General features: G+C 65.2%; 13 protein-coding genes. 7 read left to right on the top strand and 6 right to left on the bottom strand.

The genetic code is table 11. The annotated features are described in order from the left end of the window. Positions 1–30: 30 nt before the first annotated feature. On the bottom strand, positions 31–1,836 hold the full coding sequence (gene lepA / locus FJ490_RS09995) for a translation elongation factor 4 (protein ID WP_140514160.1): 1,806 nt from the start codon (positions 1,834–1,836) through the stop codon (positions 31–33). Positions 1,837–2,046: 210 nt separating this feature from the next. On the opposite strand from lepA, the gene FJ490_RS09990 reads away from it, so the two are divergent. The 4 genes from FJ490_RS09990 to msrA all read left to right on the top strand — a co-directional run bounded on the left by FJ490_RS09990 (position 2,047) and on the right by msrA (position 5,278). Then, a complete protein-coding gene (locus FJ490_RS09990; protein WP_140728751.1) occupies positions 2,047–3,126 on the top strand; it encodes a TadE/TadG family type IV pilus assembly protein in 1,080 nt (359 codons plus the stop codon). A gap of 189 nt (positions 3,127–3,315) precedes the next feature. Then, the gene (locus tag FJ490_RS09985; RefSeq protein WP_140673787.1) at positions 3,316–4,020 is read left to right on the top strand and encodes a DUF1223 domain-containing protein; all 705 of its coding nucleotides are present in this window, start codon (positions 3,316–3,318) and stop codon (positions 4,018–4,020) included. Positions 4,021–4,140: 120 nt separating this feature from the next. Beyond that, positions 4,141–4,419, top strand: a complete 279-nt coding sequence (locus tag FJ490_RS09980) for a hypothetical protein (RefSeq protein ID WP_140728750.1) — start codon at positions 4,141–4,143, stop codon at positions 4,417–4,419. A 133-nt stretch (positions 4,420–4,552) separates the two neighbouring features. Further along, positions 4,553–5,278 carry a peptide-methionine (S)-S-oxide reductase MsrA gene (msrA, locus tag FJ490_RS09975; RefSeq protein ID WP_140728749.1) on the top strand — a complete coding sequence of 242 codons (726 nt, stop codon included), beginning with the start codon at positions 4,553–4,555 and terminating at the stop codon, positions 5,276–5,278. Positions 5,279–5,504: 226 nt separating this feature from the next. Here msrA and FJ490_RS09965 read toward each other — a convergent pair whose 3' ends face one another. The 3 genes from FJ490_RS09965 to FJ490_RS09955 all read right to left on the bottom strand — a co-directional run bounded on the left by FJ490_RS09965 (position 5,505) and on the right by FJ490_RS09955 (position 10,638). After that, entirely contained in the window at positions 5,505–8,117 is a 2,613-nt protein-coding gene (locus tag FJ490_RS09965) for a mechanosensitive ion channel family protein (RefSeq protein WP_140728747.1), read from the bottom strand. A 141-nt stretch (positions 8,118–8,258) separates the two neighbouring features. Beyond that, positions 8,259–9,263, bottom strand: a complete 1,005-nt coding sequence (locus FJ490_RS09960; RefSeq protein ID WP_140672356.1) for a cytochrome d ubiquinol oxidase subunit II — start codon at positions 9,261–9,263, stop codon at positions 8,259–8,261. A gap of 13 nt (positions 9,264–9,276) precedes the next feature. Beyond that, the gene (locus FJ490_RS09955) at positions 9,277–10,638 is read right to left on the bottom strand and encodes a cytochrome ubiquinol oxidase subunit I (protein WP_140672357.1); all 1,362 of its coding nucleotides are present in this window, start codon (positions 10,636–10,638) and stop codon (positions 9,277–9,279) included. Positions 10,639–10,840: 202 nt separating this feature from the next. On the opposite strand from FJ490_RS09955, the gene FJ490_RS09950 reads away from it, so the two are divergent. Together FJ490_RS09950 and FJ490_RS09945 are read left to right on the top strand one after the other, a co-directional pair. Next, positions 10,841–11,767: an ABC transporter ATP-binding protein gene (locus FJ490_RS09950; protein WP_140563799.1), complete on the top strand. Its 927-nt coding sequence runs from the start codon at positions 10,841–10,843 to the stop codon at positions 11,765–11,767. Next, positions 11,764–12,525 (top strand): ABC transporter permease, encoded by a 762-nt coding sequence (locus FJ490_RS09945; RefSeq protein WP_140491741.1) that lies wholly within the window; start codon positions 11,764–11,766, stop codon positions 12,523–12,525. Before FJ490_RS09950 ends, FJ490_RS09945 begins: the two co-directional genes overlap by 4 nt. A gap of 31 nt (positions 12,526–12,556) precedes the next feature. Here the strand turns inward: FJ490_RS09945 and FJ490_RS09940 are convergent, their stop codons facing one another. Next, on the bottom strand, positions 12,557–13,594 hold the full coding sequence (locus FJ490_RS09940) for a phosphatidylglycerol lysyltransferase domain-containing protein (RefSeq protein WP_140524389.1): 1,038 nt from the start codon (positions 13,592–13,594) through the stop codon (positions 12,557–12,559). 331 nt (positions 13,595–13,925) lie between these two features. On the opposite strand from FJ490_RS09940, the gene FJ490_RS09935 reads away from it, so the two are divergent. Further along, complete coding sequence (locus tag FJ490_RS09935; RefSeq protein ID WP_140728746.1) at positions 13,926–15,107, top strand: NAD(P)/FAD-dependent oxidoreductase; 1,182 nt, start codon at positions 13,926–13,928, stop codon at positions 15,105–15,107. A gap of 59 nt (positions 15,108–15,166) precedes the next feature. Here FJ490_RS09935 and FJ490_RS09930 read toward each other — a convergent pair whose 3' ends face one another. Continuing rightward, positions 15,167–17,170, bottom strand: a complete 2,004-nt coding sequence (locus tag FJ490_RS09930; protein ID WP_140728745.1) for a PhoX family phosphatase — start codon at positions 17,168–17,170, stop codon at positions 15,167–15,169. Positions 17,171–17,196 lie beyond the last annotated feature (26 nt).

Below are 17,196 nucleotides of genomic sequence, written 5' to 3'. Positions count from 1 at the left end.
AGTTACTACAAAGAACGCCAACCGCCATTCTCAATCCCCCATCTTCAGCGCCTGGATAAACGCCTCCTGCGGGATATCCACCTTGCCGAACTGCCGCATCCGCTTCTTGCCCTCTTTCTGCTTGTCCAAGAGCTTGCGCTTGCGGCTCACGTCGCCGCCGTAGCACTTCGCGGTGACGTCCTTGCGCAGCGCCGAGATGGTTTCGCGGGCGATGACCTTGCCGCCGATCGCGGCCTGGATCGGGATCTTGAACAGATGGTGCGGGATCAGTTCCTTCAGCTTCTCGCACATCTGGCGGCCGCGCTTTTCCGCCGCGGTGCGGTGGACCAGCATGGAGAGCGCGTCGACCGGCTCCTCATTGACCAGGATCGACATCTTCACCAGGTCGCCCTCGCGATAGTCGGTGAGGTGATAGTCGAACGAGGCGTAGCCCTTGGAGATCGACTTCAGGCGATCATAGAAATCGAAGACCACCTCGTTGAGCGGCAGGTCGTAGGTCAGCATGGCGCGCTTGCCGACATAGGAGAGGTCGGCCTGGATGCCGCGCCGGTCCTGGCAGAGTTTCAGGATGCCGCCGAGATAGTCGTCGGGGGTCAGGATGGTGGCGCGGATCCACGGTTCCTCGATGGCCGAGATCTTCACCACGTCGGGCATGTCGGCCGGGTTGTGCAACTCCTTCACCGAGCCGTCATTGAGGAGCAGCCGGTAGACGACCGACGGCGCGGTGGCGATCAGGTCGAGGTTGAACTCGCGCTCCAGCCGCTCCTGGATGATTTCGAGATGCAGCAAGCCAAGGAAGCCGCAGCGATAGCCGAAGCCAAGCGCGGCGCTGGTTTCCATTTCATAGGAGAAGGAGGCGTCGTTGAGGCGCAATTTGCCGACCGCGGCGCGCAGGTCCTCGAAATCCGCGGCGTCGACCGGGAACAGGCCGCAGAACACCACCGGCTGCGCCGGCTTGAAGCCGGGCAAGGCGTGCGCGGTCTGGCGCTTGTCCTCGGTGATGGTGTCGCCGACGCGGGTGTCGGCCACTTCCTTGATCGAGCCGGTGAAGAAGCCGAACTCGCCGGGGCCGAGCTCCTCGACATTGATGCGGGCGGGCGTGAACACGCCGGTGCGCTCGACCAGGTATTTGGCGCCGGTGCCCATCATGCGGATGGTCTGGCCCTTCTTCAGCACGCCGTCGATGACGCGCACCAAAACGATGACGCCGAGATAGGCGTCGTACCAGCTGTCGACCAGCATCGCCTTCAAGGGCGCGGTCGCGTCGCCCTCGCGCGGCGGCGGCAATTGGTGGACGATGGCCTCCAGCACATCGGGAATGCCGAGACCGGTCTTGGCCGAGATCAGCACGGCGTTGGAGGCGTCGATGCCGATCACCTCCTCGACCTGCTCGCGGATGCGCTCGGGCTCGGCGGCCGGCAGGTCGACCTTGTTCAGCACCACGACGATCTCGTGGTTGTTGTCGATGGCCTGGTAGACATTGGCGAGCGTCTGCGCCTCGACGCCTTGCGAGGCGTCGACCACCAGCAGCGAGCCCTCGCAGGCGGCGAGCGAGCGCGACACTTCATAGGCGAAGTCGACATGGCCGGGCGTGTCGATGAGGTTGAGGATATAGTCCTCGCCATTGTTGGCGCGGTACTTCAATCGCACCGTCTGCGCCTTGATGGTGATGCCGCGCTCGCGCTCGATGTCCATCGAGTCCAGCACCTGCTCCTTCATGTCGCGCAGCTCCAGCCCGCCGGTGAGCTGGATCAGGCGGTCGGCAAGGGTGGATTTGCCATGGTCGATATGGGCGACGATGGAGAAATTCCTGATATGGTCGAGGGGCGTGCTCATGCCGCGCGCTTTAGCAGGGGCGGCAAGCGGCGGCAAGGCTTGCGGCGCAAGGGCCCCCTTGGCGATCACAAAGCGGTGAACCGGGTGCGAAAGCCCGAAACAGCGGGCGGGGGCGGCCGGATGCTTAAACTTTGAACGATCCTCTTAGACCCCGGTTTGCCGGCGCATGTTAGTTCCCCCGCAGGTAACCGTCTTTTGGGGTAAGAAAAAATGCCGGGGCTTGCAGGAAGGTTCGCCCGCTCTCGCGGCGGCTCGATGATGCCGCTGTTCTTCATCAGCCTGGTGCCGCTGGTCACCGTCGTCGGCTTCTCGGTCGATTATACGTCGGCGGTCCAGACCCGCTCCAACATGCAGCAGGCGCTCGACGCGGCGACGCTGGCCATTACCACGCTGCCGAAGACGACGACGCTGGCGACCCGCCAACAGATGCTCCGTGACACCTTTGCCGCCAATGGCGGGCAAGGCACCGCCACGCTGGTGAGCTTCACCATCGCGGCCAACGGCGCCGCCACGGCGCAGGCCTCGGCGAGCTTCGCCATGCCGACCGACTTCATGCAGATCGCCAGGATCAACACCGTGCCGGTCGGCGTCACCTCGGCGGTCAAGAAGGCGGCGGCCCTGGTGCAGACCACCTTCAAGATCGAGAAGGCGTCGGGCTGGTGGGACAAGACGATGTATCTCTACGGCACGCGATTCGGCTCGACCACGAAGCAGAAGCTGATGCAGATCAGCTATGTCTACAACAAGGGCGGCGATCCCAAGGGCTATGGCACCACCACCGTCTCCACCGTCAGCGGCACCACGCTTACCCAGGTGCAGCAGCAGGTGTGCAACACGACGACGGTCGCCAATTTCAACAACACGCCCTCCGGCGCCATCACCAGCACCGACGGCAACGGCGTCATGCGGCAGACCGTCTGCACCACCACGCCGGCCAACAGCACCGGCGCGGTCATCGACGTCAGCCAGATGGACCAGCTCTATCTCGAGATGGACGTGCCTTCCGCCGCGACGGCCAGACCGGCCCAGCCGACCACGCTCAGGTCGAACGACCCGAACACCTCGAACCGGCTCTATATCGGCACCAGCCCGACCGACATGCCCGAAATCGCCACGGGCCAGACCGTCGATATCTTCACCGCCGTGCCGTGCGGCCAGACAGGCTACCAGGCCTGGGAAGACGGCGGCTCCGCCGTGCCGGCGCCCGTCGTCAACGCCGACTTCTTCTACACCGTGATGGGCAAATGCGACTTCAACCAGCGCCCCTCGCAAACGGTGCTGACGCAGTAGAGGCGAAGCTGCCGATCTCCCCCACGAGGGGGGAGATCGGCTGTCGCGACGGCCTTTGCCAATCTCCGGCCTCTTGGAGTCCGACCAACCTTCATCACAAACCGGTGAGCGCTGTAACGAAGCGATAATTGGCGGCGAAGTGGGGACATGAGCGGCGCATCGCGGCGCCGTCGCCCACGGAGCAATTCCATGTCGCAAGCCAAACGCAGCAGGTTCCTCGCAGTGTCCAGCCTGGGCGCGCTTGCGCTCGCGGCGTCGCTCGGCGCGGCCGCGGCGCAGCCGCTTACCGTGGTCGAGCTGTTCACCAGCCAGGGCTGTTCGTCCTGCCCGCCGGCCAATGCCAACCTGATCAAGGTCAAGGACCAGCCCGGCGTGCTGGCGCTGTCCTTCAATGTCACCTACTGGGACTATCTCGGCTGGAAGGACATTTTCGGCCGGCAGGAGTTCACGCAGCGCCAGGTGAGCTACGAGCCGCCGCTCGGCCGTGACGGGCCGTTCACGCCGCAGGTGGTGGTCAACGGCCATGCCGACGCGGTCGGCGCCGCGCCCGGCGAGATCGAGCGGCTGATTGCGGCGAGCGGCCGCATCAAGGGCCCGTCGCTGTCGCTCGATGGCGGCAAGGCCAGCATCGGCGCGGGGAGCGTGCCGGGCGGCAAGGCCGACATCTGGCTGGTGCGCTATGCCAGGGGCGTCGTCGAGGTGCCCGTGGCGCGCGGCGAGAATACCGGCCGCACCTTGCCGCACGGCAATGTCGTGCATGCGCTGAAGAAGCTCGGAAGCTGGACCGGAGAGGCGACGACGCTCGACGTGCCGGCGGCCGCCGACGGCCTCAGCACCGCAGTGCTGGTGCAGTCGCCCGGCGGCGGGCCGATCCTGGCCGCCGCCGCCGATTAGCTTACCTCCGGGAACTTCCCGTTTGCGGGGAGAGACCATCAGAAATTGCGCAACGCCGCGCCTGCGGCGCCGCAACAGCCGGCCGCCGCGAGGGCGCGCCACCCAACCAAGGAGACCATCATGACCGTTCTTTCCCGCCTGACGCTGCCGGCGCTTGCGCTCGCTTTGTGCTCGACGGCATTGCTGGCCGGCGGCATCGCCCGGGCCGACGAGGCCACCAACGCCATGAAACCCGCCGCCGACGCGATGAAACCGGCAACCGATGCGATGAAGCCGGCCGACCCGATGGCCACCAATGCCATGAAGCCCGCCGCCGATGCGATGAAACCGGCGGACGCCGTGAAGCCGGCGACTGACGCGATGAAGCCGGCGACGGATGCGATGAAGCCTGCCAACTAGGTCAAGCCGCGGCGGAGAGTTACGCACCCGCTGGGGCCGCACGAGAATGTGAGCCTCCGCCGCAACTCGCGCATCGCGCCGGCTCCGCTAATTCAATAGACTGGACCCTATGCAAGCCATGAGGAGTGCAACCATGACCGACATCAAGAACCGTTCGAGCGGCTTCGTCCGCGGCGCGCTCGCAGCTTTCGCGCTCGCCGTCGCGGGCGCCGCCTTCTGGCTCACCCCAGCGGTTTCGGCGGAGGATGCCGTGGTGATCCCGCCGCCGGCGCTGGATGAAAAGGCAGCGGGCGGCAGCGAGACGGCAGTCTTCGCCGGCGGCTGCTTCTGGGGCGTGCAGGGCGTGTTCCAGCACGTCAAGGGCGTCACCAAGGCGGTCTCGGGCTATACCGGCGGCGCCAAGGACGACGCCGTCTACGAGACCGTGGGCACCGGCCGCACCGGCCATGCCGAATCCGTCGAGATCACCTACGATCCCTCCAAAGTCACCTATGGCCAGCTGCTGCAGGTGTATTTCTCGGTCGCCCACAATCCGACCCAGCTCAACTACCAGGGTCCGGACCAGGGCACGCAGTACCGCTCGACGATCTTCGCCGAAAACGACACGCAGAAGAAGATCGCGCAGAGCTACATCGCCCAGCTCGACCAGGCCAAGCTGTTCGGCAAATCCATCGTCACCACGATCGAAACCGGCAAGACCTTCTATCCGGCCGAGGAGTACCACCAGGATTTCCTGACGCTCAACCCGACCTATCCCTACATCGTCTACAACGACCTGCCAAAGGTGGCGAATTTGAAGACGCTGTTCCCGAAGCTTTACAGCGACAAGCCGGTGCTGGTGCTGTCGGCCAGCAATTGAGTCTTCGCAGGGTGAGAAGAACGACAGGTCGGCGGGACGGCGCCCCCCTCTGCCCTGCCGGGCATCTCCCCCACGAGGGGGAGATCGGCGGCCTCGCCGTCCCGCCCCGCTGTCAACGTTAGAAATTGGCGAAAGCCGTCGCGACATCCAATCTCCCCCCTCGTGGGGGAGATGGCCGGCAGGCCAGAGGGGGCGCGAGGGATCGCGGCCTCTCCTGCGAAGAAGGCTACACCCTCTTCCGCCACGGCAGGCTCCAGCGCGCCTTCTCCAGCGAGGCCTTGGCTTCGACCGTGGCCGGGGCAGCCTGGGCTTCGCGGTATTGCACCGAGCCCCGCGGCGGATAGGGCAGGCTGTCGTTGAGCTCCAGCCTGTCGAGCTGGCTGAAATCGGGGAAAGGCAGTTTTTCCTCCTCGCGCCAGGCGCTGACCCGCTTTTCCGCGGCGATGCGCTTTTCCTGGTCGAGCGGCAGGTCGGCGGCGCTGTATTCCAACTGCGCCGGGAAGGCGAACTGGGCGCCGGCCTCGTCCATCACCGCGATCATCGACAGCAATATGTCCTCGCGGATAGCGAGAAACTCCGAGCCATCCGCGGTCGTGATGTAGGTGAAGACCTCGATGTCGAGTGAATAGGGGCCGAAGCCGACGAAGCGCACGCGGCACGGGTCGTCGATGACGCGCGGATGAGCGATCAGGAGCTTGCGCAGCGCCGCCAGCGTGTAGCGCAGCTGGTCGGGCGTCGTCTCGTAGCGCAATTGCAGCGTGGTGGCGAAGCGGGTGCGGTCGCGATGGGCGTAGTTCTCGATCTGCATGCCGGCGAAGTCGGAATTGGGCACCGAGATCACCGTGCGGTCGACCGAGCGGATGCGGGTCGAGCGCATGCCGATATGCTCGATGGTGCCGGACTGGTTGCCGAACTTGCAGAAGTCACCGACGCTGACCGGCCGGTCGGCATAGAGCGTCAGGCCGGAAAGAAAATTCTGCAGCGTCGGCTGCGCCGCCAGCGCCACCGCCAGGCCGCCAATGCCGAGGCCGGCCAGCACGCCCTGATAGGGGATCGCCAGCACCTCAGCCAGGAGCAGGAAGGCGACCACCAGGGCGGCGATGCGCGCCACGCCGGTCAACAGCGAGATCAGCGTCTCGTGGTAGCCGGGCACGTTGAAGGTGGCGCGGTAGCGCTCGGCGATCTTGCCGATCAGGTGCCAGACGACGGGAACCGCGCCGATCAGGATCAGGCTCCAGGCCGCCGCCTTGGCGGATGCCGCGATCACCTGCGGCAAGCCGAGCGGCCGCAGCGCAAACAGCAGGAACAGGCCGAGGAAGATCGAGCGCACCGCCCATTCGACGACGCGGAAGAAGCCGGCCCGCCCCGAACTCCTGCCGCGGCGGGCGAAGAACACGATGACGGCGTTGGCAAGGAAGCCGAAGGCGATGCCGGCAAGCACGGCAATGCCGAGCCCCAGCCATTGCCAGCGTTCGATCGGCCCGGCGCGGGTCAAAAGGGCAGGGCTGATCTCACGGGCAAGGCCCCTCGTGGCGAAGAAGGGATCGTTGCTGGCGAAGGCGGTGAATTCCGGCGCCACCGGCGCATCCTCGATATCGGCATAGAGCGTGCGGATGTTGGCCAGCGTTTCCGGCGTGAATTTCCACAGCTTGCCGCCTTTCTCAGTCCCCACCGGAGCGACGACGATGTTGCCGGCCGGGTGCTCGAAATACACATAGGGCGTGTTGCTTTGGGGATCGTCGGGAATTTCCTGCCAGTAGACGTAGCCGATGCGGTCGATGACTTTCTTGAGATAGCTCTCGAGCAGAACCGCCTCGTCGGACCGCACCGCCGGATTGTAACCGCGCATGTCGAGCGCCGTTTGCGTCGAACCGCCATTCTGGTCGGCGATGCCGCCGAGCAGCATCTTGAACGTGTCGCGCGGCGAGGCGAGCTTGGCCGGATCGTCGACCATGTCGGGGGCTTCGCCACGCGCCGCTTGGAACTCGGCGAGCTTGGCCTGCAGCACGGCGAGCTGCGGCCCGACGATGAACCATTCGCCGGCCTTGCGGCGGAAGGTGACGTCGAAGAAAACCTTGCTGCCATATTGCTGCAGCCTGGCTGTCACCTCGTCGCCGGGGATCGCATCATGCGGCAGGTTCCACAGGCGCAAGGTGGCGTTGTCGATCACCGAAAACAGGAGCTTGGTGTAATCGGGCATGTTGAGGCCGCCGCGATCGGCCTCCGTGACGTCGACGAGGCCGGCCGCCAGCGCGGCAAGGCCCATGCCGCCGCCGGTGGCGCGCGGCACATTGTCGGCGCCGCTCTCGTTCATGGTCTGCAAGAATGAGCGCATCGTCGTCATGGGGCTGGTCTGGTCGACCTTGAGGGTCTCGGCGGCGTCGACGCGCACGCCCGTCCACCATTCGGCGGTGGCGGATTCGAAACGGCCCATGAAGCTCGCGCCGTCCGGCGCCATGACGAAGCTGAACTCGCCCTGGCGACTGCCCTCGAACCAGCGGCCGAACAGCTTTTCGCCTTGGGCCTTGGCTTCGATGCGGCCGTCATACAGGGGATAGACGCCCTTCACCTCGGCGCCGTCCTGCTCGAAGGTGATCTGGGCGCCGCCGCCGCGCCATTTGGTGTCCCAGACACCGGCCCAGTTGGCCGTCTGCTGGGCATGAGCGGGCTGAATGACAGGCAGCAGGCCGGCCAGCACGAGCGCGGCGATCAGCGTGACCAGGCGGATCAGGACCAGAGCAACCCCAGGAAAGCGGCGTAGCGATTTTCTTGGGAAAGATGCGTAGCGCTGCCGCGCCTGCGGATCGTGTTCTATCGAGGCAACCGGGACACCGCGCATTGCATTGCCCTTCTTCTCGGACCGCTGCCATCAGGCCGCAGCATGTCGCGGAAGGTTATTGCGCGTGAAGATGAATATTGTCTTTCCGGCCGGCGACAGGCGGCAGGCGGAGGCGATGATTTCGCGCCGTCGCCTGGCCCTTCAATCGTAGGTCAGGTCCCTCGCCTTGCCGCCGAACACGCGGTAGGCATAGAAGGAATAGAAGATGATGATCGGCAGCACGACCACGGTGCCGGCCAGGATGATGGCCAGGCTTTCGGGTGCGGAAGCCGCCTGCCAGATGGTCAGCCTGTCGGGCACCACGAACGGATAGAACGACCAGGCGAGCCCGGCAAAGCCCAGCGCGAAGATGGCGGCCAAGGTCAGGAACGGCGTCAGCGAATGGCGGTCGTCGGGCCTGGGCAGATGAGAGGTCTGCCGCCACAGCCACAGGAACAGCAGCGCCGACAGGATCGGCAGCGGCGACAGATAGAGCATTTCGGGCAGGACGAACCATTTGGCGAAGATGCGCGGGCTGGCGAAGGGCGTGGCCAGCGACACGGCAGCCATGCCGAGCGCGGTCAGCACCAATGTGGTGCGCAGCCAGCGCACCGCCTTTTTCTGCAAGTCGCCTTCGGCCTTGTAGATGACCCAGGCCGCCCCCATCGCGGCGTAGGCCGCCGCCAGGCAGAACGCCACCAGCACGCCGAACGCCATGCCCCCCAGGCCGAAGTCGAGGCCAAGCACATAGACGCCCAGCATATAGCCTTGCGCCAGCGAGGCGATGAGCGAGCCGAGGAAGAAGATGCGGTTCCAGCGGTGCTTGCGCTCGGTCGCCACCTTGGCGCGGAAGTCGAAGGCGACGCCGCGCAGGATGAGGCCGACCAGGAGCACGAACACCGGGATATAGAGCGCGCTGAGGATGACGCCATGCGCCATCGGAAAGGCGACCAGCAGAAGGCCGACGGCCAGCACCAGCCAGGTCTCGTTGGCATCCCAGAACGGGCCGATGGCGGCGATCATGGTGTCCTGCTCGGCGTCCTCGGCCGCCGCGAACAGGATGCCGATGCCGAGATCGAAGCCGTCGAGAATGACGTAGATCAGGATGGCGAGGCCCATCAGGCCGGCGAAGATGAGGGGGAGCAGGATCGGCCAGTCATAGGTCATTTCTCTCTCTCTCCTACTCGCCAGCCGCGGGCTGCGACATCGGCTTGTTGAGCACGCCCGGCAGCGGCGAGGTGTCGCCGTCCTTGGCCGCCTTCAGCGCCAGGTGGACCAGAACGCCGAGATAGGCGATCAGCAACAGCACGTAGAGAGCGAGATAGACGGCCAGCGTCAGCGCCACATGGCTGCCGGCCACCGGGCCGACGGCGTCGGCGGTCCTCAGCACGCCCGTCACCAGCCAGGGCTGGCGGCCGATCTCCGTCGTATACCAGCCGGCGAGCGTCGCCACCCAACCGGAGATGGTCATCGGCACCATGAGCAGCGCCAGCGGCCTCGGCAAGCCATGACGGCGCTTGAGGAAGAAGGCGGCCGACCAGGAGACGGCGAGCATCAACAGGCCCGTGCCGACCATGACGCGAAAACCCCAGAACACCGGGAAGACGGGCGGATGGTTGCCGGGATAGTCGTTGAGCCCCGGCACCACACCGCCGGCGCTGTGCCGCAGGATCCAGCTCGCCCCGTCGGGAATGGTCACCTCGAACCTGTTTTCCCTGGCCGCTTCATCCGGAATGGCAAACAGCACCAGCGGCACGTTGGGGCCGGTGTTCCAGTTGGCCTCCATGGCGGCGATCTTCTGCGGCTGGTGCTCGAGCGTGTTCAGGCCGTGCTGGTCGCCGGCAAGGATCTGGATGGGGATGAGGATGGCGGCGGTGAAGACGCCGGTGCGCAGCGCCTTCCACATCGATTCCGAGCGGTCGCCCTTGAGGTAACGCAGCGCCGACAGGCCGGCGATGAGAAACGATACCGTAAGCCCGGAGGCGAGCAGCATATGGACGAGACGGTAGGGCATGGAGGGGTTGAAGAGGATCGCCCACCAGTCGACGGCGTGGGCGACGCCGTCGCGCATCTCGAAGCCGACCGGCGTCTGCATCCACGAGTTCAGCGCGATGATCCAGAAGGCAGACACGGTGGTGCCGCCGGCCACCAGCACGGTCGCCAGCGTGTGGATGCGGTTGGAAACGCGGCGGAAGCCAAACAGCATAATGCCGAGGAAGGCTGCCTCGAGGAAAAAGGCGGTGAGGATTTCGTAGGCCAGCAGCGGCCCGGCGATGTTGCCGACCGTTTCCATGTAGCCCGGCCAGTTGGTGCCGAACTGAAAGCTCATGGTGACGCCGGAAACCACGCCCATGGCGAAGGACAGCGCGAACACCTTCACCCAGGTGAAATAGGCTCGCATCCAGGCCGAATCATTGGTCGCGTTGTAGCGCAGCTTGAAGAAAAGCAGCACCCAGCCGAGTGCGATGGTGATGGCTGGAAACAGAATATGAAACGAAATATTCGCACCGAACTGGATGCGCGAAAGGATGAGCGGGTCCATGGCGGGCTCCGGCTGCTTCTAATAAGCGGAGAATAGGCTTGTAGGGCCGGCCGGTCAAAGCGGCGTCCCGCCGCGAGGCGGAACGCCGCAGCGCCATGCGGCGGCAATGTCGAGAACTGTCAGCAACGGCATTGACTTGCGGTTGCATGCGGCGACATTCGTCCTATATCTGGGGTCCTCTTTCAAGCAGCCGTTTTCAGCCATGCAGCCTGTCATCTCCATTTCCGGGGTCACCAAGACCTACGCCACCGGCTTCAAGGCGCTGAAGGAAATCAATCTCGATATCGAGCGCGGCGAGATTTTCGCGCTGCTTGGCCCCAACGGCGCCGGCAAGACGACGCTGATCTCGATCGTCTGCGGCATCGTCAACCGTTCGTCGGGCAGCGTCACGGTGGACGGCCACGACATCACCAAGGACTATCGCGCCGCGCGCGGCCTGATCGGGCTAGTGCCGCAGGAGCTGACCATCGATGCCTTCGAGAGCGTCTGGGCGACGGTCAACTACAGCCGCGGCCTGTTCGGCAAGCCGGCAAACCATGCCTTTGTCGAGAAGGTGCTGCGCGACCTGTCGCTGTGGGACAAGAAGGACGCCAAGGCGATCACGCTTTCGGGCGGCATGAAGCGGCGGCTGATGATCGCCAAGGCGCTGTCGCATGAACCGCGCGTGCTGTTCCTCGACGAGCCGACGGCCGGCGTCGACGTCGAACTGCGCCAGGACATGTGGGCGATGGTGCGGCGGCTGCGCGAGGACGGCGTCACCATCATCCTCACCACCCACTATATCGAGGAAGCCGAGGCGATGGCCGACCGCGTCGGCGTCATCAACCGCGGCGAGATCATCCTGGTCGAGGGCAAGGCCGAACTGATGCGCAAGCTCGGCCGCAAGCGCCTGGTGATGGAACTGCGCAGCCCGCTCGGCGCCATTCCGGACGCCTTCTCGCACTACGCCCTGGAATTGTCGCCGGATGGCGGGCAGATCACCTACACCTATGACAACCAGAGCGACCGGCCGGGCGTGGCGTCGCTGATCCGCGATCTCGAGGCCGCCGACATCCAGTTCCGCGACCTGGACACGCAGAACAGTTCGCTGGAGGAGATCTTCGTCAATCTTCTAAGGCAAGAGCCATGAACCTGCGCGCGGTATGGGCGATCTACCGGGTGGAGATGGCGCGCGCGCTGCGCACCGTTTTGCAGAGCATCGTCTCGCCCGTGCTGTCGACGTCGCTGTATTTCGTCGTCTTCGGCTCGGCCATCGGTTCGCGCATCACCGAGATCGACGGCATCAGCTACGGCGCCTTCATCGTGCCCGGGCTGATCATGCTGTCGCTTTTGACGCAGTCGATCTCCAACGCCTCCTTCGCCATCTACTTCCCGAAATTCGTCGGCTCGATCTACGAGCTGTTGTCGGCTCCGGTCTCCTATCTCGAGATCGTCCTCGCCTATGTCGGGGGCGCCGCCACAAAGTCGATCATCCTCGGCCTGATCATCCTGGCGACGGCCTCGCTGTTCGTGCCGCTCTCGATCCAGCATCCGTTCTGGATGCTGGCCTTCCTGGTGCTGACGGCGGTGACCTTCAGCCTGTTCGGCTTCATCATCGGAATCTGGGCCAGGAGCTTCGAGCAGTTGCAACTGGTGCCGCTGCTGATCATCACGCCGCTGACCTTCCTCGGTGGCAGCTTCTATTCCATCAACATGCTGCCGGGCGCCTGGCGCACGGTGACGCTGTTCAATCCGGTCGTCTATCTGATCAGCGGCTTCCGCTGGAGCTTTTTCGGAAAATCGGACGTTTCGGTCGGCATCAGCCTCGGCATGACCGTGGTTTTTCTGCTGATCTGCGTGGCGACCGTCGCCTGGATATTCAGGACCGGCTACCGGCTGAGGAATTGAGGGGCGAAGCCACGCTGAGCCGCGGTCAGAGCTAGATCGCCTTCACCAGCCGCAGCAGGCCCAGCATCTCGACATAGGTTCCCTTACGGAAGGCGACGTAGACCGGCTCCTCGATGCCGTGGAAACGACGCTTGAACGCCGCCTGCCCCTGCAGGTTGAAGCGGCGGCGGTTGACCCAGGGCGAATCATAGGCGCGCTGGAAGGCGTTGCGCCAGAAATCGCTTTCGGCGAATCCGCTGGGGCCGACGTCGACCAGCGGCGAGAGCCCGAGCGTGACGACCGAAATGCCTTCCTCGCGAAAGCGGTCGACGGCGAATTTGGTCAGGCCGACCTCGGCATGCGGCGAGGCGTCGATGTGCTTGCGCTTGAAGGCGGTGGTGTAGCCGATGACCTTGCCGCCGCGAAACAGCGGATCGAAGTCGAGCAGGGCGACCAGTTCGCCATCAGGGCCGTGCAGCACGAAGCGGCGCATGTCGACGCCCACATGATCGGCGAAGTGCCGGTTGAGGAAGCCCATTTCCCAGCGCTTGACGATGCGGTCGCCGCGCCAGTTCGCCGAAAGCCGGGAGATCTCGTCGAGAAAGATGGTCCGCTTGTCCTCGGCGAACGAAAAGCCCTTCTTCAACAGCCAGCGCTCGGAGTAGCGCACGGTTTCGTTGCGCTTGCCGGAAAAATCGTGTGCGGGCAGCGGCAGACGGGTGTCGATGCCCAGCCGGTTGACCTTGTAGCCGAGCCCGGCCAGCACCCGCGCCGACTGTTCGCCGATCTGCACGAACCAGGGGCTGCCGGCGGTCTCGACGAAGCGCCTGATATAGTCGGCCCGATGGGCCGGATCGGCGACCGGGTCGCCGAGCGCGAAATGATGCTTCATCTTGGTGCCGAAGGCGATGTAACCGTCGGCGTCGCCGAAATAGGAGAGCCTGCCTTGCACGGCGGAGGAGTAGGCGAGTGAGAAGTCGCCGTGGCGGCGCACCAGCGCCAGCCGTTCGGCATGGGTGAACGCCTGGCGCTCGACCTTTGGCGAGGCACGCTCGAGGATTTTGTCGAGATAGATCCGCAAGGAGGGCATGGGTCGAGATTCCGCGTGCATCTGCGGCGCGCACCCGGGTACGCTATACGCCGTGGCGCCTTGATTTTGCACAGGAAGCCGAAAAAAGCGTTTCGAGGACTTCGGATTCCTGTACCGGTAACAGAGATCCGCCAGCCCCCGGATCTCGAATCAATCACATTGCCGCGACCTGATTATCGCCGATCTCGCGTATATGCCATATAGGACGCAACCGCGGTGCGGCGCATGGCCTCGAAATCCGGGGCCGATCTGCTGTATGGATCATGCGCGGGAGGGCGTTCTGCCGGTGTCGGCGGAAGCGCCACAAGGGTGGAATGGGGTTCGTGAGCGAATGGCAGATACGACAATCAGACCGGCAGCGCACCAGACGGTAACTATCGAACCGGCGATCGTCATCGGCGCCGGCGCCGCCGGTCTCGCGGCAGCGCAGGCGCTGGTCAAGGCCGGCGTGGCGACGGCGATCCTGGAAAAGGAGAGCCGGTTGGCCGAGCCATGGCATCGGCGTCACCAGCAGCTGCGCCTCAATACTCACCGCGACCTTTCGGCACTTCCCGGCCTTGCCTATCCGAAGGGCACGCTCGCCTTCCCCCACAGAACCGCCGTCATCCGCTATCTGAACGATTTCAGCGAGGCGAACCGGCTGCCGGTGGAGCTCGGCGTCGCCGTCGAGGCGGTCCTGTTCAGGGGCGACCACTGGGCGATAGAGACCAGCGCCGGGAAGCGCCTGGCGCGCCACGTCGTGATCGCCACCGGCCGCGACAGACAGCCGTTCATCCCCGACTGGAAAGGAATGCGGGATTTCGCCGGCCGCATCATCCATTCGGCGGATTTCGGCGACGCGAAGGACTATGCCGGCAAGAAGGTGCTGGTCGTCGGCGCCGGCAATTCGGGTATAGACGCGCTCAACCACCTGGCCCAGGCAAGCACCGCCTCGCTGTGGCTGTCGGCCCGCAATGGTCCGTCGGTCCTGCCCAAGCGCATCGGCAAGATTGCCGTGCACCGGCTGTCGCCGCTGATGGCGCGGTTGCCTTTGCGGGTCGCCGATGCGGTGATCGCCTTGACGCAACGGCTGGTTTTCGGCGACCTGACGAAATTCGGCGTGCCGCCGGCACCGGTGGGCGGCGCCAGCCGCCTGACCACCGACTACACCGCGATCGCCGCCGACGAGGGCGCGATCGACGCCATCCGCGCGGGCAGGATCACCGTCGTGCCGGGGGTGCGAGAATTCACCCGCGACGGCGTCATCCTGGCCAATGGCAGCCTGATCGATCCCGACATCGTCATTGCCGCGACGGGCTACCGCACCGGGCTTGAGCAGATGGTCGGCAATCTCGGCGTGCTCGACGGCAAGGGCGTTCCGGTCTTCAACGGCGGCGATGCGGATCCGAAACTGCCTGGCCTCTGGTTCACCGGCATGCGGCCGAGCATCCGCGGCTGCTTCGCCAATGCCGCCATCCAGGCCAAGGCGATCGCCGAGCGGATTGCCCGGCGGATCGCCAATTCGGGCCGCTGAACCGGGCTGGAGGTTCGTTTTACGCGTCGGACGGAACCCCACTTTCCTGGAATTGCCCTCTAAATCGCGATCTTGCCGCCGCCTTGCCTGGTAATGGCGACGACCGCCGGCCGCACCGGCATGTCCGGCTTGAAATCGGGCCAGCGCGTCGACGGATCCTCATAATAGGACGGGCGGCCGAACGCCTCCCAGTCCTCGCCGCCGTCGCCCGGATGCTGGACGGCGACGAAGGCGGTCTGATCGTCGGGCGCAAACAGCGGCCCGCACATTTCAGCGCCGATCGGCACGCGGAAGAACAGTTTTGACGTCGCGCGCGCCGGCCCTTCGGTGTCGACCGCCCACAGGCCGTCGGTGCGGCCGGTGGCCTTCGGGCCCTGGCCGTCGGTGGCGACCCACAGGCGCCCGGCCGAATCGACCGCGCAATTGTCGGGCATGCCGAACCAGCCATTGGCCGTGGTGGCGGTGGAGAAGGTGGCGCCGACATCGGCAACCGCCGGATCGCCGCATTTCAGGAGCACCTCCCATTTGCCCCTGGTGCCGGCGAAATCGCCGCCATCCTCCGATATCTCGATGATATGGCCGAAGGCGTTGTCGGCGCGCGGGTTGGCGGCGTCGACCTGGTCGGCTTTGCGCTTGGAATTGTTGGTCAGCATGACATAGACCTTGCCGTTGACACGATTGGGCTGGATGTCCTCGGGACGGTCCATCTTGGTGGCGCCGAGCAGGTCGGCGGCACGCCGCGTCTCGATCAACACGTCGGCCTGGCCGGCGAAGCCGTTCTCGGCCGTCAGCGGGCCCTGGCCGAAGACGATCGGCAGCCAGTCCACCGTACCGTCCGCGGCGAATTTGGCGACATGCAGCGTGCCGTCGTCGAGCAGGTTCATGTTGGCGGCGCGGTCGTCCGGATCGAAACGGCCCGCGGTGACGAATTTGTAGACGTACTCGAAGCGCTCGTCGTCGCCGAGATAGAAGACGACGCGGCCATCCTTGGCGACGATCGATTCGGCGCCTTCATGCTTGAAGCGGCCCATTGCGGTGCGCTTCCTCGGCGTGGATGTCGGATCGTTGACGTCGACCTCGACGATCCAGCCGAAACGGTTGGGCTCGTTCGGCTCCTTGGCGAGGTCGAAACGATCGTAATGCGCGCCCCATTCATAGGCGCCTTCCGGAATGCCGAGGCGCTTGTAATTGGCGGCTTCCTTATGGCCTTCCGGCAGTTCACCGGAGAAATAGCCGTGGATGTTCTCCTCGGCCATGACATAGGTGCCCCAAGGCGTGACGCCGCCGGCGCAGTTGTTGAATGTGCCGATGACCTTGGTGCCGGATGGGTCGGCATTGGTCTTGACGCGGTCATGACCGGCGACCGGGCCCGACAGCGCCATTTCGGTGTTGGAGGTGATGCGGCGGTTCAACTTGCCGTCGCGCACCACCTGCCACTTGCCGCCTTCCTTGCGGATCTCGACGATGGTGCCGCCATGTGCCGCCATCTCGACATCGACCTGCTCCTTCGAGAGCGGCGCGAGTTCGGCCGCCTTCTTGCCGTCCTTCTCGACGATCCTGACGATGCCCGGGAACATCAGATGCGGATTGGTGTATTCGTGGTTGACGACCAGCAGGCCGTGCTCGGCGGAGCCACCGATCCCGATATAGCCGACATAGTCATTGTTGTAGCCGAATTGTCTTGCCTGGGCCTCAGCCGACTGCCTGGCCGGGTCGAACTCCGGCGAATCGGCAAACAGCGGATCGCCCCAGCGCAACAGCACGTCGGCATCGTAGCCCGGCGCGACATGGTGCTTGTCGTCGATACCGGCTTCGAGTTCCTCGAACGAGAAGGCGGAGCCCTCGGCGGCACGCGCATCGTCGGCGGCCACGAGCGCCAGCGGGCTGACGGTGGCGGCGATGGCCGAGACGGCCAGCGAGCCCTTGAGGAAGGCGCGGCGGGAGAACCGCTCGGCAATGATTTCGCCCATGGTGCGGTTTTCGGTGGGGTTGGTCGCCGGACCGTCGTTTTCCTCAAGCAGGCTGGTGCGGAATCGGGCGTCGGGCGAGCGATGGTCGGTCATGGTCTGCCTCTGGCTGGATGGCTGGA

Source organism: Mesorhizobium sp. B2-5-11 (genome assembly GCF_006440835.1).
Taxonomy (GTDB): Bacteria; Pseudomonadota; Alphaproteobacteria; order Rhizobiales; family Rhizobiaceae; genus Mesorhizobium.
This window is presented reverse-complemented; position numbering and strand designations above follow the sequence as displayed.

What these genes read in the sequence shown, in the direction of transcription:
- lepA (WP_140514160.1), bottom strand. Translation starts at nt 1,836, where the DNA reads ATGAGCACGCCCCTCGACCATATCAGGAATTTCTCCATCGTCGCCCAT.
- FJ490_RS09990 (WP_140728751.1), top strand. Translation starts at nt 2,047, where the DNA reads ATGCCGGGGCTTGCAGGAAGGTTCGCCCGCTCTCGCGGCGGCTCGATG.
- FJ490_RS09985 (WP_140673787.1), top strand. Translation starts at nt 3,316, where the DNA reads ATGTCGCAAGCCAAACGCAGCAGGTTCCTCGCAGTGTCCAGCCTGGGC.
- FJ490_RS09980 (WP_140728750.1), top strand. Translation starts at nt 4,141, where the DNA reads ATGACCGTTCTTTCCCGCCTGACGCTGCCGGCGCTTGCGCTCGCTTTG.
- msrA (WP_140728749.1), top strand. Translation starts at nt 4,553, where the DNA reads ATGACCGACATCAAGAACCGTTCGAGCGGCTTCGTCCGCGGCGCGCTC.
- FJ490_RS09965 (WP_140728747.1), bottom strand. Translation starts at nt 8,117, where the DNA reads ATGCGCGGTGTCCCGGTTGCCTCGATAGAACACGATCCGCAGGCGCGG.
- FJ490_RS09960 (WP_140672356.1), bottom strand. Translation starts at nt 9,263, where the DNA reads ATGACCTATGACTGGCCGATCCTGCTCCCCCTCATCTTCGCCGGCCTG.
- FJ490_RS09955 (WP_140672357.1), bottom strand. Translation starts at nt 10,638, where the DNA reads ATGGACCCGCTCATCCTTTCGCGCATCCAGTTCGGTGCGAATATTTCG.
- FJ490_RS09950 (WP_140563799.1), top strand. Translation starts at nt 10,841, where the DNA reads ATGCAGCCTGTCATCTCCATTTCCGGGGTCACCAAGACCTACGCCACC.
- FJ490_RS09945 (WP_140491741.1), top strand. Translation starts at nt 11,764, where the DNA reads ATGAACCTGCGCGCGGTATGGGCGATCTACCGGGTGGAGATGGCGCGC.
- FJ490_RS09940 (WP_140524389.1), bottom strand. Translation starts at nt 13,594, where the DNA reads ATGCCCTCCTTGCGGATCTATCTCGACAAAATCCTCGAGCGTGCCTCG.
- FJ490_RS09935 (WP_140728746.1), top strand. Translation starts at nt 13,926, where the DNA reads ATGGCAGATACGACAATCAGACCGGCAGCGCACCAGACGGTAACTATC.
- FJ490_RS09930 (WP_140728745.1), bottom strand. Translation starts at nt 17,170, where the DNA reads ATGACCGACCATCGCTCGCCCGACGCCCGATTCCGCACCAGCCTGCTT.